Genomic DNA, 14,894 nt, shown 5'->3' on the forward strand with positions numbered 1-14,894 from the left:
CTCGTAACCCATGGGATATGACGCACTTAGGTTACGCGACCCTCAGACCGCGCTCATTCGTGGGCATTCATGATTGCCAAATGCGGTCTCAACGCGGGTGCATTGCGCCGAGGGGGCGACTACTGCTGTGGGAGGCTGACTCCCATGGAGACCATAAGTCAGCGACAGACAACTAGGTGCGATCCCGGGGCAGTCCTATTGACGATGGTGCTCGGCGTTTGCTTCGGTCTCGTCTCAAGCGTGGTCTGGGCTGTTGTCGGTCATGTCATCAACGCCAATGCCAACCCCGGCCTGGCAGCTCCTTTCATTGGTCTGGAACTGTATCTCGCCGTAGTCGGTGGCTTGTTGTTGAGTTCGGTCGCCGTCGTTGGTGCCGCTGTCGCGCTGGCCATTGCGGACCATCACCTGAAGTCATCCCGCTTAGTACAGGGAGGCATCGCCGGTGTGGGAGCGGCATTGGCAGGGCTCGGACTGCTCGTCTACCTCGGTCCAACGATCGTTCTGGACGGCGGTGGGGCTGCGGGCATACTCGTCTTCGTCGCCGCTGCCTCGTGTGGGCTGATGTGCATTCGAGCGAGCGCGCACAAATTCGTCAACTAGCCCTCGTCAACGCTCTAGGACGTCTCGCAACCCATGCGATATGAGGCAATGAGGATATGAGACAGTCGGCAAAATTGCGAGACGCTCTGACTACGACGCGCCACACCTATCATGAGGGCATGGGGAAGCTGAGTGCTCGATACCGTGTGGCCGCTGTACTGATGATCATTCACGGTGGGCTGATGGAATTCACTGTCTTCCTCGCGGTTTTCCCCCTTCTTGCGCTCGGCGTCAACCTCGGTTCAGCTGGTCAGTATTTTTCCTTCAACGTCCCCTATTTTCAGGAACATCTCGTTGAGATGATGGTGCTCAGCGGGGTATTCGGCGCCACGCGCATCGTCGGAGCAATCGGAGTGTTGCGAAATAGACTCTGGGGCTTTGCTCTATCCATCATCAATTGCGTCGTGACGATGGTGCTTATGGTCTTTATGCTGCCTGCGGGCATTGTCGATGGAATCCTTGCCAGCGCGTCGCTTCTACTGTTGCTGACGGCCTACTTCGGCGCGCGAGAACTTCTTCCGCGAGAGCACCTCATACGCTCAGCCGAGGTCGCGAGCCCAGGAGTCGAGAGCGTCTAGAAACCCGAGAGATATGAGCCGCCTCACTGTGGCCGAGTGATCCCCCGATGCGCTCGATTAGTCTCGTATCCCATGGGATATGAGGCACCTTGGTTACGAGACACCCCGCTCCATTCCGCCCCGCGGCGAAAGCAAACGCTTCACCTGGCGCGATGGTGCCCTTTTATTGCTTGGTGAATCCCATGTTGCTTGCGTTTCGGCGGTTGCAAAGGATTTCGCCGACGCGGTGTGGGCGGCCATACGGGCCATCACGCTTTGATAGGTTCTGAGGACCTCAGCTTCTTGAAGCTGGATCCGCGCCTTGCATTCAACCCGGATGAACGGTTCCCAGTGGCTCCAATAGTTCAGGTTCTCTTCGGCCTCGTCTTTGCGGCGTTCGGCATCTTCTTGATGATCAAGAGGGTAACCGTGGCCCGTCTAAACCGCGATGCGTTGAGGGCGCTTTTCGGCCGTCTGGGTGAACCGTCAGCGCGCAGTTCCACTCCCCGAAATATCGCTATCCCGGCGGCCTTCGCTGTGGTCATCGGTTGTGTGATTGCAGCCAACGGCGTTATCAAACTCATTCCGTGACTTGGTGACGGAGAACTGATGGTTTCGATCTTTAGCGTTCTTTGCCTTGCACTGGGCGTATTCTCCGCCTGGCAGGTGTGATTGTGTTGCTGGCACGACGACGCATGCTTGCCCCTACACGAAGACGCTATCAAACCGTCAGCGCACGACATCGCAAACAGGGGCGGGAGGGAATCTTCCCTTCATTGATGCCGACGATGACTCTGATCGTCGCGTTGGGCGCGACCATGTGTGCCCTCGCCGCGCTTGCCTTGTTCATTGGTTTCACGGGATCGCGCTGACGATTCCTCGGAGCGTCTCGTCCGTGTCGTCCGCACCGATCGGTCATGTGAGCAGCGGCTGGTTACCGGAGCGCTTCGTATCCCATGGCTCCTGATACACATCGGATATGAGACACATCACGGGCAAATTGTCGGCTGGATAGTCCAAGTCCGGGGATAAAAACCTTCGGCACGCTCCCAGGCCGGGGCGCAGCGCCACGCAGCTAGGGTGCCTAGTGTCTCCTACCGCATGGGTTTTGACACACACCGGTTGCGGGGCACCTCAGCCGGTCATTGCGCCTTCCGCTTCTAACCGCAGGGGCCGCTGTGAACGCAACATGGAGAGTTGTTTCTCAGCGCATAGAGGGACAGCAATTTAACCCCGCTCCCCGTAGCATCCATGTTCTGTCCTGCAGTCGATGGTCCTAGGGTTGCCTTGTGCGATGGAAAACAGCGGAGTTTTGGGGCGACTATGGACGCGTAGCCAAAATTCACGCGGGCCCCTGGGCCGGACGGTTCCTGTTCGCCTACCCAGAGACGGTTGAGGGTTGGTGGACGATTGTCGTTGACCCTAGCTTCAACTCGGGTGCACCGGGCGACCTCTACATTGACGATGTAAATTTCCTGGCTGATCTCGAGCGAGACGGCGAATTCGAGTGGCTTGCTCTCGGCGACGCGGAAAAGCGATTTGAGCAAGACCACTTCGGCTGGCGGAAGGAGCTGGACCCCGAGACGCGGACGCTGTCGGGTCTCCAAGCCCTACGGCGCAAGCTCGGACGTGCAGAAGGTTGACCGGCGGCGTCACCGAACATGTGTCTCGAAACCCTACGGATGCGGGACAGGTCCAGATATGAGACAAGGCACCTGCCGCTCGTCGCGTGAGCAGGCGAACTTTGACGTCTCGTAACCCATGGGATATGAGGCACTCAGGTTATGAGGCACCCTAGCGGCATCGGCTCATACAGTCGCGGCGAGACTTCAGAACCCTCGCTGGCCCCGCTCAATGTCGGCTCGCACGTCCGACATCGCTCGAGCTAGTTCTGGATCGGAGCCTTGAAGATCCCGAGCAGCGGATGGGCTGAGCCGCCGCCGCGAGGACAGCAGGTAGAAGGCCGCCAGAATCAAGAGAGCGAGCCCGAGACCACCCCCAGCGATGAGCACAATCATGAGAGCGCCGGCAGTCATAGGANTACAGCTCAGCGCTCTACCCGGGCGTGCGGTGCCGTCGCATATCCCACGGGATACGAGGCACGAGGGTTATGAGACACACGGCCGCAACTCCGACATGACCCGGCCTCCCGTACCCTGGCGTCAATGTTCAGCTTCATTGTCGCGTTTTCCTAAGATCCTGCGACCCTCACCTCGCAGCTCCCAGTGGCCGGCCCGGGCGGGTTTGAGCGCGCCATTTGAGTTGCGAAGACCCCTCGGGCCGCGACTTGCTTCGGCGTCACCACGTGTTTTGCACTCGTCGTGCCCACCGATTGGGGGTATGTCGCTATTGCGTGGCGCCCTCCGTTGCGACAACCTCACAGGTCTGCGTTTAATCCTCGCCCCGCTACTGGTGTGCCTCTCGATCCTCGTGATGGGATGCTCTTCAAATGCGCCCAGCCTGAGTGAGTCGCCTTCCCCAGACGTGTCGGCGGCGCCTAGCGGCCCCATCGCGGATCCTGTGGAATCGTCTGGGCCCGTGCCGATCACAGAGAAGAACCTCTTCGAGATCTGCATCGCTAAGGTGCTCGAGGCTGGGCAGCTTGCTCCAGGCGACCCGGCAAACGTGAGCTTTGCGCCGCGGGCAGAGGAAATCACGTTGACGCGTGACGATGGCTACGTAGGTGTCTACTTCCTTGTGAATGACGGCAATAACCCCAACAGCACCCAGTCCGCAGTGAACTGCGTTGCGAAGGGAACACTTCAGCAGCCCGATTGGTACACGTACGGCGTTGGAACTTCTTACGCGACCGACGACGAGGCGATTCACTTGTTACAGATGGTCCCCCAAGCCTGACCTCCGGGCGGTAGTGAAACCGAAGCATTACCTCAACACCTTGCCCGGCGAGATCAGGCTCTGGCGTCTTCTAACCCATGGGATATGAGCCATTTGGGTTATGCGACAAATTGGGCGCCGGTCCGTTTAGTGTGTTTTCTCTCTTCGAAGAGTCCGGGTCGCCGCGTCGACCGCAACCCTAAATCCGTCCACCGTTAGTGTCGGGGTATGCGATCTCCGCGCTTTCGCGCCTCTGCCAGTCTTCTCATCATCGTGTCCGCCTCGCTGGCTTCGTGTGCGATTACCCCAGAGCCAAGCGCCCCAACAAAGCAGGTCACAACGGCCGAGCCCGCGGACACAACAGCTGAACCCGCTGACGCATCACCACTCACGTGCAGTGATCTGGTAACACCCGACGCCACAGTCGTCGCCCTCATCGGCGCCGACGGTGTGACACCCGAGGTGACGGAGGCAGTGCAGCCCTCCCATGCCCTTGAGCACGCGTTACTGACCGGAGCTGGCGGCCTTGCCTGTTCCTGGCGCGTGGGAACGGGACAGCTGGGTATTGGTGCTGAACAAGGCGACTGGGCGTATCTGAGCGTTGAGGTACTTCCTGATGCGGCGGCGGACTGGGTTCCTCCGTATGCCGGCGATGTTCCCTCCGAAGAGCACCGAACAGTCGGTCAGGTCGAGGCAACGACAAGCGCCGGCGAGACCGGATGGCGGATCTCCGCACCCGTGGCCTCCGCCTGGGTCGATGTGAGGGTCACGTCCTCGGGTGTCATTACCGGGGGGAGCCGATTCGAGAACGCGCCGTTAGACAGCGTTCTCGATGGGATGATGCCCGCCGCCGAACAAACCTTCGCGGCCGTAAAAGCGGCCACAACCGAGCAGCTCAGCTTGCCAAAGCTCACGTTCCGCGAGGACGAAGCACGTTGCGACGGTGGCCTTTACCAGTTGGGCATTGAGAATGCTTTGGACCTCGACGGGGCATCGGTTGAGTACAGGCTCCTCGATTCTCGCGCAAAGACCATCGACGGGCTCGCCAGCGCTGTGGAGGCGCGCATCGGCCTGTTCACGTGCGAACTGTTCGCGGAAGGGTTCGGGACCACCGAAATCACCGTCGTGCGCGACTTCGAGTCGACCATCGGACAGTTGGCGGCGATGCCCGACATGTCGTCGGCGCTGGAACCGACCGTTTTGGACGGGTCGGTAGACGGCGAGACGGCATTCCAAGCACGTCGTGAGGATGGGCCGCGCTCGCCCGTCTATTTCACTCTCGGCCAGACGCTCTACGGAGTCTCGTCCGACGGAGCGACCACGGTCGCCGAGGCGATCATCGCCCAGACCCGATGAGAGACGCCCCATCGATCAATGCAGGAACGCGGCCTAGAAAAACCCAGTGGGCAGGGCAGGCCTTGCCGCTGCTTTCTGCTTTCAGGGATGCATTCCGGTTGGTGGTTACCTCTCCAAACACATCGGAAAGTGCAAGAGCGACAGTGCGACACCGAACTCACCGAGTAATCAAATCCTCCCTGGCGCTTTCTGTCGTGTGGGCACTTGCGGGTTGCTCGCCGGTCATTCCCTTCGAGTACCCCTCAGAACGGTTCGAAAAGCTCCTCGCCAAAGAGCCCGCGGTAGAGGAATTCGTTCAGGATAGATTGCGGGCGGGACCCCTTGAACCCTTCTCCGCGTACCAATACACCGTGACCATGTCGGCTGATTCCACGTCGAGTGAACTCCGTACAATCTCCCGAGAACTTACCGACTGGATCAACGAAAACTACGCACAGCAGGACACCCGGATTCATATCCGATTGCACAGCGGAGAAAAGTCCATCGGTCTCAGTTCGGTCAACGAGGCGAACGATGTTCGTCTTGACCTCGTTGAAACGGCCATGGAGACCGGTCTTTTCGCGGCTGTGTCGCTCCGTGCGCCGTGGCAAGGTAGCGAACTGAGCGACGATGAAGGATACGAGTCCGTGAACTTGTTGGTGTTACCACGAAGAGCGACAACGCCTGGTTCGGCACTTATATCCGCTGACGCGCTTATCAACGCTGCGGGGTTCACCCGGAGCACGTCGACTGTGATGATGGGTGACTTGGACGAGTACGCGGGTGCCAGCGGCTCCACATTCCGAAGCACGGTCAGGACCAACTCTTCAGGGCCTCTGCCTGAGGGGTCTGAAGCCTGTATAAACGCGCTTTTTGCGCTGACAGACATCTACTCATTCAACGTTGCTCTCCCGGCATCTGACTTTGGAAACGACATCTTCGTCTCTGACGAGAAAGCGCCAGGTGTTCAACAGTCGCTAGCGGACCAAGGGTGTGACCAGGTCCTCGCGCCGATCGGCTACCAACCTGAATAGTCCGACTCGACAGAGCAAGCGCGACCACTTTAGACCCAAGCGCAAGGGCGGGGTCGGCGCGGGTCCAGCCTCCTCAACGCTCGAGTGTCTCGCCCTTCCATGGGCGTTACGCAGACCACATGTACCAGACGCCTCACGCTCCAACTTTGCGGGCCGCGAGCCACGTCCTTGTCTCGAATCGCATGGGATATGCGGCACGTGGGTTACGCGACACTCGCTAGGACGCGACCTTGTACGGAGGCACGTGGCGTCGCTGCTTGCTCAGGTACGCGATAGTGGTCTGCTTTCCTTGTGAGGTGCTACATTTCAGGCTCGACGGTGGAAGCCATGGCGCTCATCGCGATGCCTTACCTAGTGGGTTCTCGTCCTCCGTTTCCCCGGCCCAGGCGCTTCAACCGAATGGGCAGCGTGCAGCACCCGGCGCCTCCCATGTGTCCAGAAACGAATAGCGGCCCCAATGTCCGACACGACCCGACCAACCATCTACGACGTGGCACGCAAAGCCCACGTCTCTCACGGCACCGTCTCCCGCGTCATCAACGACCGCCCCAACGTGGCTCCGCGCACGCGCGCACTCGTACACGCGGCGATGAAGGAACTTGGGTTCTTCCGGAACGAATCCGCCTATCGCCTCAAATCGCCCAGGCCCTTGGAAGATCGGATTGGCGTCATCGCCGAACAACTCAATGAGGTTGGGCCAAGCGGCAATACGGTTGCCGCTCTAGCCGAGTTGCAGTCTGCCGGCTACCGTTTCGAACTCGCCACAGTGCAAGGAGGCGACGTGGCGGCATCCGTGTCGCAGGCGCTTCGTGAGTTCGAAGGATCGACGTGCGGAATTCTGGCGCTTGCGCAGTCTGCGGAGATGCGGGAGTCGCTTCTTGACTACCGTTCACTGGTTCCTATGTATATCGATCGGTTTCTCGACCGGGGTACGCCGAGTCAGCCGGGAGCGGAGGAATTAATAGGGCGCGTCGCGGCCGAGCACCTGTGTGAGCTTGGCCATCAACGAGTGCTGCATCTGCCGGGACCACCCGGGGCTCTCTCCGCTGGGCATCGACAGGACGCGTTTGTCGCGCGAGCCAGTGCACTGGGCATGGTTGTCGAGATCGGCCAAGCCGGCGACTGGACGTCCGCATCCGGATTTGATCTTGCTCGCACCATCCGCCCGGACGCGTACAGCGCAGTCTTCGTCGCCAATGACGCGATGGCTATCGGTTTGATGCACGGCCTACGCGGCCGCTCGATCGGTGTGCCCAGCCAGCTTGCTGTGCTGGGAGTGGATGATTTGCCCGAAGCCCGGCACTTCGATCCGCAGCTGAGTTCCATCCGACACGGCCTGGCCGCGGAAGGGCAACTCGCTGCGCAAACCTTAATCTCGGCGATTCAGGGCAGTCCTGAGCCCGACCCATCACATTACCTGCGTGTCCACGTCGTTGGCCGTGCCTCGACCGCTTCCTCCGGTGCCGACCCTCGAGAAACCCGTTATCGATAACAGCTCCTAAAGTCCGCCGACGAGTATTGGATTTCCTTTACGCTATCGACGGCGCTGTGTACGGCGCCCATGATGGGGAGAAGGAATTCAATGAAGGTAGCTGTGCCGGGGGTTCCTCCGCTCGAATGGGTCAACGGCGAGGGAGTTGCCGAAACGCCAACAACCGGCGTCCTCGTCGTCACCGCTGCCGCAGGCGCTGACTGGACCAACGACGCCTTCGGTGGACCCCAACAACACGCAGCGTCCTTGCTCGGATTCCTCCCACCGGGAGACTTTTCCTTCTCAGTTCGCGCTCGGGTACTGACCGAACGAACAACTTTCGACGCTGCAGTCCTGGCGATCTGGGGCGACAGCGACCATTGGGCAAAGCTGTGCTTCGAATACTCACCCCAGGGCCAAGCAATGGTCGTGTCCGTGGTGACAAACGAATACTCGGATGACTGCAACTCAGCAGTTGTCTCCGCGGACTCGGTCTACCTCCGCGTTGTTCGCTCCGGGTCGGGTTGGGCCTTCCATTCTTCCGCCGACGGTCACAAGTGGGTTTTCGTGCGCGTCTTCCGCCTCACCTACGAGGGCCCTGTGCATGTGGGCTTTCTCGCGCAGGCCCCCATGGGAGACCAATGCGTCACCGAGTTCAAGAACATCACCTACAGCACCAATGTGCCGTCAGATTTTCGAGACGGGAGCTAATTCCGCAGGTCACCAGACCGCTAGAGAGACACCGCAGTGCAGGCGTCTCCAAACGTTACCAAGCGACGCACAACGATACGTCGCCACGTGCGCTAGTCGAGCGCCGACATCGTCCCTGATGTCTCGAAACTTATGGGATACGAGACACGTGAGTTACGAGACATCGTGATCTGAACGGTGCCATCAAGGTTCGCGGTCGACTGCGTTTCGGCGCGGTGGCTGGTCAGACCGTGTGCGTTCCTGAAAGAGCTAATCCATATACTTTTCAACCACCGAGCTCGATGGCGGGACGCGGGACTCGATGAGGCCAAGAGCAGCCGCGAACTGTGCGTCTTTGGCCGCTCCGATGGCGATCAGGCCGGATGTTTGCGGGCATATAGGCAGCGCGAAGTCGCGACCGTTTACTCGAACCCAGAGGATTATCGCTCGATCGGTTAAGTAGGCGAAGGTCACGCTCCCGAACTCCCAGGAGGTGGCACATGACCACGAGATACGCGCGACGCACTCCACTCGGCCATGCCGCCACCGCCAGAGTTCGAACTTAGGCCCAATGTCCACGAACACAAGGAATGCGCCGGATCGTGACCAGCCCGACGCGAGCCTGATGCCTTTGAGAGATTGGACTGCCATCACCAATTCGGGCGACGATGAGGTCACCACTGGCTCGTACCCCGCTTTGCGAAGCGCCCTGGCGAGCATACGGGCGGGGCGATACAAATACCAGAAATACAAGCCCACAGCGAGGAACGCACTCAACACGAAAATTAGAGATGCGGGAAGTGTGGCCCACAGCTGGGCGGGTGTCTTCCCGATAAATCGTGCTGACAGGCCGGGGAGGACCACCGCTGCACTGATCCCGACGAAGCTCAAATACACTAGCCAATTTATGCGCGTAGGCCGCGGGAGCCGATCCTTCTCGCTCAACAGATCCCCACCGATCTTGGGCACATGAGTCTCACCGCGCCTCTCTGCTCACTGGTCAATCTACGGCACTGCTTGTAGGGGCGCTCGCCTCCTATCCCTTGGGATAGGAGGCGACTCACGGGGCCACCTGGTTGGCCCCAGGGGTGACCCCGGTCCCGTATGCCATGGCGTGTGAGGCACTTCGGTTACGAGACTTTTCATCGCGACAAGGTCGTACCCGCCGGAAGGATCGTTTGAGGCCCTCTTTGCCGAGACGGCAAAGTCTGCGAAGACCGCGCCGCGATGCCGCCTCTGGACCAATACGATCTCTTCATGGTGACATCACGGCGAGGGAATCAGTTCCGACCGGATTGGCGAACCGAACACGCACTTCACACAGGCCTGCAACCACTAGAACCCCTACCCGCGCTCCTCATGCTGTTTTCTCGAGCACTTCTGCTCTGGATACTTATCCCGCTCGGATTCACCGTTTGGGTGCTCGGGTCGCCGTGGTTTCTGCTCAAACATGTCTCGCTTGGACAATCCCTGGGTTGGCTCGATCTGAATCTCTGCGTTGCGCTCCAGCGCGGCCCACTGCGACCGTTCATCGCGAAGCCACGAGTCAAATGGATCCCCGGAAGCAAGATACACCAAACAGAACACCGAATACGGATGCTCGACCTCTGGTGAACCGACCGCTGGCCCGTCGCACACAGGCAGGTTCACCAGGATGGCGCACGAATCGCGTTGCACCGGATTCCAAATCAGCTCAGGTTCGCTAGCGCGGGGCATGTCGATTCCCATGCACAGTGTGTGGAGCCTGCGGAAGCGGTCGTAGAGCAAACACGACGGTGATTCTGTCTCGGAACCCTACCGATGCGAGACAGGTCCAGATGCGAGACAAGTCAGCTGCCGCTTGTTGCGTGAGCAGGCGAGCTTTGACGTCTCGTAACCCATACGTTTCGAGGCAGTGTTGTTGCGAGAGTGCCGCAGCGTGACGGGAGAAGCTCCCGTGTCTGTCCGATTGGCCAGCGCCATAGTGCTGCTACTCAGGGGTATCGAAGTCCTTTACATTCACAAGAACAAGGAAGGTTTCGGCATCTGGGCTGCACTCATCGAAACCCGTGAGCTGTGCCGGGTCCGAGAACTTTTCGAACTCCTCACGAGCAACGAGGTACCCCCTGCTTCCGGTCAGTTTCTCGCCAATATAGACAGTTCCATTCGCATCACCGACAGAAGTCTGGTCGGGCAGCAGCTGGAATCCGAGCGGCCAGATTATGGGGTACACCACACCCCCTGATAGTTCTAATGCAACGCAACCATCAGCTGTTGCGACCGTACCAGCGATGTCCCGATGCTCGTACTCTCCAGGGATCCTGCCAGTGATGATCCGCGGACCGCTGCCCGTTGTTGCACCGCTGTCGGTGACGGTAGGGGATTCAATACCGGTCGGATCGACACAACCCGGAAGGAAAAACGTCGGCACCAACAGCGACGCGGCTCCCCAACGCCTAAACGTCTTAGTGCCACCACCTACGCTGCGCATGGGGCTGAACCTAGCAGTACCTCGATTGGAGATTGTCAAGCATCTCAAAATGCCAGCCACGGCGGCATCTTGGAAATCGGACGCACGACGTCGGGCACGGCATCCTGCTGTCTTATAACCGTACCGATGCGAGACAGGTCCAGATGCGAGACAAGTCAGCTGCCGCTTGTTGCGTGAGCAGGCGAGCTTTGACGTCTCGTAACCCATGCATTTTGAAACACTTGGGTTTCGAGGCACTTAGCGCTTCTGACCTTTTAGCGTTGGCGTCGGATTTGGTTGGAACCAAATCCGGTGGTGCCGGACACTTCTAAGTATGAGCACCAGTGATTCAGTTGAGTGGGACCTAGCTCTCGCCGGACGCGGCGAGGCGTTTGGCCGCGTGTATGACCGACATCACGATCGCGTACTACGTCACAGCCGGCGTCTGGTGATGAATTTTGTTGACGCAGAGGACGTTGTTTCTCTTGCGTTTCTGGAAGTCTGGCGGAAACGAGATTCTGTTCGTTTCGTTAACGGATCGCTCTTGCCCTGGCTGCTCGTCGTCGCAAACTATTCCGCGAAAAATCTGTCTCGTAGCGCCCGCCGCCATGAAGCACTCCTCCGCCGGCTACCACCCATCCAAGACGCCCCTGCTGCTGTGGACGAGCTCAGCGACATCGAACTGGCTCTGTCCCGGCTACCCGGTTGCTGCACGTCAAGTCATCACTCTCTGTGTGCTCGAGGGATTCAAAGTAAGCGAAGCGGCGATCGTGCTCAACGTCCCGGACGGCACAGTCGAATCCCGGCTCTCCCGAGCAAAGAGAAGGTTGGCTCAAGAATTTCTAACCGGACCGGTCCCAGCAACCGCGGAAAGGACATCATGACCAACCACTCCTCGTCTCAAGCTCGACAAGAGGCATTTCGCACCCTGCTTATCTCACAAGTTGAAACTGATGCGCTCACCGGCGCCCCCCAAAAGACCTCGTCCAAGTGGCTCCCCGCAACCCTGGTGACAGTTGGAATCGTGATCATCGGCAGCCTCGCACTCGGGAACCTCAATGGTCAAGAGAGCGACACGCCCCTGGCAACGGCCGGCCCTGTCGCAGTCAACCCGCCGGACGCTTCCGGCGACGAGACCGTCGCTAGCGACCCAGCAGAGCTTGCCGCTGGCGCACAGCTCGTGGTTGTGGGAACGGTCATTGGAGTAGAGGAGACGCAGGCTCCTGCCGAGGTGCCACAGCCCTATGGCGTGGTGAAGACGTTCACACTCGTCCTCTCCACAGACCAGACGATACAAGGCACTGCGGAGCCGGGACCGGACGGTTTTTTGCGTATAGTCATCCCGTCTTTCGCCACCAGCACTGGCGGACTATCGGTCGACGAATACCTCCAGCGCATCCCTCTAGGCAGCGAAATAGCTGCCTACCTGGAACGGGGTTGGCCCGCCAGCGGGGGGATGGTGAATACAAACCCTGAGTACGCAGCAGCCGACCAGGTCCCGCTATACATTCCGACCACCAGCCAAAGCCTGGCGGTGCAGGTTCACGAAGCCTCCGCCGTGTTCTGGCCGCTCACAGGAACACCGAAGGAGGGATCAATTCGTGACGCGTTGCCGGGAGGCACCCTCGTCCCTCTGGCGGGCGATTGAATCAATGGGCGCGACGCGCTCAGCTCTCCATGGCACCGTTGACGCGCCGCGAGAGCGTCATAACGCATGGGTTTTGAAGCACTTGGGTTTCGAGACGCATCGCTCCAAGCCGCTGCACACGTGCGCTCTAGTTCTTCAGGGGCGCAATCGTGGTCTGCTCGTCGGAAGAAGACTCCGCCAGCTTTCGTTTGACCAGGGCGGTTAGATCGACGGAGGAGCCCAGCCGGAGGTTGACACCGGCTGGGTCGGGCGTTGAGGACTGATTGCGGGAGATCATCCCGGCAGGCCCATGTGTCCGTAAACGTTGCCACCCGCGGGGGCTTCGTCCACCACTGTGGTGGTCACAGCCGTCCATCCCACTATCGCTCCCACTGGGAGCGGATAATCGCCGCCGAGCGCCACGACGGTCGTTCGTTCCCCGATCATTTCCCCGGTTTCGGGATCGATGATCATGTCGAGTCTGGTCTTCTGACCCGATTCCTGCCGACCAATGGCAATTCCTGTGCGTCCGTTGAGCGTCGCGACTCCCTCAGTGATCATGACGCCGGGGATCATGGCTGCGGCTTCGTAAAGTGCTCCGCGGAGGTCTGCTGGAATTCCGCCACCGCGGAGGGTGTCTGAAATCCAGACGAGCGCTTCACCGTCAGGTGAGGGGCCCTGGCCCAACGTAATGCGGTAGATGTTGTTGAGGAGCTGGTATGGGTCGCGGGGCAGAGCCGCCAGCATCTCGACGTCAGAGCTGGGGCTGCCATAGAAGGCGCCGCCCGCGGCTCGCACGTTTTCCTGGTAGTCAGGGCTGCCGCGTTTTGCCAAACTCTGCTCCCACTCCGACTGCATCGCGGCCTCGGACTCAGGCCCGAAGGCTTGATACGGCTTCCTCATACCCCGCATCCAGACCCAATCGTCATTGAGATTGGCCGGGATATAGAGCTGGTCCTCGGTGATCGTGAGGAAGAAAATTTCGCGGCCGTTCTTGCCGGCGGGGCCCAGTCCGTTGTAGACCGCGCTCGTGTCCACCCGGAGATACTGACCTGGCTTGAGCACAGGGTCTGCTGTGGCGATAGTCAGCGCCGACGCTTCGTTGAGCACGGCAGCCGCGGCGGGATCGGCGCCGCCGCGCCAGCCGGCGAGCCCGATCATGTCGCTCATGATCAGGCCAGTCACGAGCGTGGCCGCCACAGCCGTGCAGGCAGCCGAATATCCAACTCGGCGCAGAACGGGCATGCGCCTGGCGACGGACGGGCGGGATGCCGGACGGCGGGATTCCTCAATGTGCGCCAGCAATGCCGCGCGACCGGAGTCGAGTGCTTGCTGACTCGGCTTGGGTGGGTTAGTACGAGCGCTGCGGAGCAGTGTCAGTTCGTCCATGAAAGGTCTCCTTATCGGTAGCAATGTCGAGAGCGGAGCGAAGCAGTCGACGCGCCCGGTTGAGCCGGGAACGCACGGTGCCGAGAGGAATTTCTAAGGCATCCGCGACGCCTTGGTAGTCGAGATCTCCCCAGGCGTAGAGCAGCAAAGTGTCTCGGTCACCCACCGTCAACCGCCGCAGCGCACTTTCGATCCGTTTAGCGGATCGCGCCGCGTCCATCCGTGCGCCAGCAAGCTCGATCGCGTCAGGCACAACGTCAGCCGCGATTCCTGCGACCATGCCTCTCCACGCGACTGCCTCCCGCCGGGCATGCTGCTTCAGCAGCGTTGTGGCGATGCCCAGCAGCCACGGAAGAGCGCTGGTAGCAGATGCGTCGTACCCTCGCCGCTTGTCGAAGGCGACCAGGAAGGTTTCGGACAAGATATCGTCCGCGACCTCCGCGCCGATCCGGCGAGCCGCGTATCGGTGGATCGTCCCCGCATGCCGGTCGTACAGCGCCGCGAATTCTTCCGGGCTGCCGATCGATCTCTCGATCACCTCGTTGTCTGTGCTCACACTAGGTATTGCTCATTCACCGATAAATAGTTCACGATTCGACCATAGAAGCTGAGGACCGGCCCGCCGCGCAGACCTGAGCTTCCGCGCCACTCCAGCAGGCTCCATCAGCGAAGGCTTCGGTGTCTCGAAACCCTACCGATACGAGACAAGTCCAGATGCGGGACAAGTCGCCTGCCGCTCGTCGCCTGAACGGATGATCTCCAACGTCTCGTTTCCCATGGGTTATGAGGCGGTCTTGCTTCGAGACACGTGCCCGCAGTGCGCTCGAATCACCGCACGCAACGCTGTGGGGCGTCAAGGCACTCAGGAGTGCGTTCCGGTTTGGGGCTGTTGGGAACAGGACAGCGC

15 protein-coding genes and 1 pseudogene are annotated in these 14,894 nt (G+C 60.1%); 12 read left to right on the forward strand and 4 right to left on the reverse strand.

What is annotated here, in order from left to right; all coding sequences use genetic code 11:
• Positions 1–198 precede the first annotated feature (198 nt).
• The 9 genes from E3O60_RS00585 to E3O60_RS00625 all read left to right on the forward strand — a co-directional run bounded on the left by E3O60_RS00585 (position 199) and on the right by E3O60_RS00625 (position 8,543).
• Entirely contained in the window at positions 199–600 is a 402-nt protein-coding gene (locus E3O60_RS00585) for a hypothetical protein (protein WP_134480556.1), read from the forward strand.
• 119 nt (positions 601–719) lie between these two features.
• Complete coding sequence (locus tag E3O60_RS00590; protein WP_134496787.1) at positions 720–1,178, forward strand: hypothetical protein; 459 nt, start codon at positions 720–722, stop codon at positions 1,176–1,178.
• A 282-nt stretch (positions 1,179–1,460) separates the two neighbouring features.
• On the forward strand, positions 1,461–1,748 hold the full coding sequence (locus tag E3O60_RS00595) for a hypothetical protein (RefSeq protein WP_134496789.1): 288 nt from the start codon (positions 1,461–1,463) through the stop codon (positions 1,746–1,748).
• A 698-nt stretch (positions 1,749–2,446) separates the two neighbouring features.
• Positions 2,447–2,800: a hypothetical protein gene (locus E3O60_RS00600; RefSeq protein ID WP_134496791.1), complete on the forward strand. Its 354-nt coding sequence runs from the start codon at positions 2,447–2,449 to the stop codon at positions 2,798–2,800.
• 895 nt (positions 2,801–3,695) lie between these two features.
• Positions 3,696–4,013, forward strand: a complete 318-nt coding sequence (locus E3O60_RS00605) for a hypothetical protein (RefSeq protein ID WP_134496793.1) — start codon at positions 3,696–3,698, stop codon at positions 4,011–4,013.
• A gap of 207 nt (positions 4,014–4,220) precedes the next feature.
• Entirely contained in the window at positions 4,221–5,348 is a 1,128-nt protein-coding gene (locus tag E3O60_RS00610) for a hypothetical protein (RefSeq protein WP_134496795.1), read from the forward strand.
• Positions 5,349–5,704: 356 nt separating this feature from the next.
• On the forward strand, positions 5,705–6,361 hold the full coding sequence (locus E3O60_RS00615) for a hypothetical protein (protein ID WP_134496797.1): 657 nt from the start codon (positions 5,705–5,707) through the stop codon (positions 6,359–6,361).
• A 457-nt stretch (positions 6,362–6,818) separates the two neighbouring features.
• A complete protein-coding gene (locus E3O60_RS00620) occupies positions 6,819–7,853 on the forward strand; it encodes a LacI family DNA-binding transcriptional regulator (protein ID WP_134496799.1) in 1,035 nt (344 codons plus the stop codon).
• Between the two features lie 90 nt (positions 7,854–7,943).
• Positions 7,944–8,543, forward strand: coding sequence for a DUF1349 domain-containing protein (locus E3O60_RS00625; RefSeq protein WP_134496801.1), 600 nt, complete (start codon positions 7,944–7,946; stop codon positions 8,541–8,543).
• 1,323 nt (positions 8,544–9,866) lie between these two features.
• Here E3O60_RS00625 and E3O60_RS00630 read toward each other — a convergent pair.
• Positions 9,867–10,250, reverse strand: a complete 384-nt coding sequence (locus tag E3O60_RS00630; protein ID WP_134496803.1) for a hypothetical protein — start codon at positions 10,248–10,250, stop codon at positions 9,867–9,869.
• 241 nt (positions 10,251–10,491) lie between these two features.
• Positions 10,492–10,992: a hypothetical protein gene (locus E3O60_RS00635; protein ID WP_134480553.1), complete on the reverse strand. Its 501-nt coding sequence runs from the start codon at positions 10,990–10,992 to the stop codon at positions 10,492–10,494.
• A gap of 430 nt (positions 10,993–11,422) precedes the next feature.
• Here E3O60_RS00635 and E3O60_RS18780 point away from each other — a divergent pair.
• The 3 genes and pseudogenes from E3O60_RS18780 to E3O60_RS00645 form a co-directional block, all read left to right on the forward strand.
• A pseudogene (locus E3O60_RS18780) lies at positions 11,423–11,518 on the forward strand (sigma-70 family RNA polymerase sigma factor); the annotation flags it as partial.
• Positions 11,519–11,579: 61 nt separating this feature from the next.
• A complete protein-coding gene (locus tag E3O60_RS18785; protein WP_134496805.1) occupies positions 11,580–11,855 on the forward strand; it encodes an RNA polymerase sigma factor in 276 nt (91 codons plus the stop codon).
• A 140-nt stretch (positions 11,856–11,995) separates the two neighbouring features.
• Positions 11,996–12,619, forward strand: a complete 624-nt coding sequence (locus tag E3O60_RS00645) for a hypothetical protein (protein WP_134496807.1) — start codon at positions 11,996–11,998, stop codon at positions 12,617–12,619.
• Between the two features lie 273 nt (positions 12,620–12,892).
• Here the strand turns inward: E3O60_RS00645 and E3O60_RS00650 are convergent, their stop codons facing one another.
• A complete protein-coding gene (locus E3O60_RS00650; protein WP_134496809.1) occupies positions 12,893–13,987 on the reverse strand; it encodes a CU044_5270 family protein in 1,095 nt (364 codons plus the stop codon).
• Complete coding sequence (locus E3O60_RS00655; RefSeq protein WP_241993178.1) at positions 13,950–14,543, reverse strand: RNA polymerase sigma factor; 594 nt, start codon at positions 14,541–14,543, stop codon at positions 13,950–13,952. Before E3O60_RS00655 ends, E3O60_RS00650 begins: the two co-directional genes overlap by 38 nt.
• Positions 14,544–14,894: the final 351 nt, after the last annotated feature.

Origin of the sequence: Cryobacterium sp. TMB1-7 (assembly GCF_004402435.1) — a bacterium.
Classification (GTDB): Bacteria; Actinomycetota; Actinomycetes; order Actinomycetales; family Microbacteriaceae; genus Cryobacterium; species Cryobacterium zongtaii.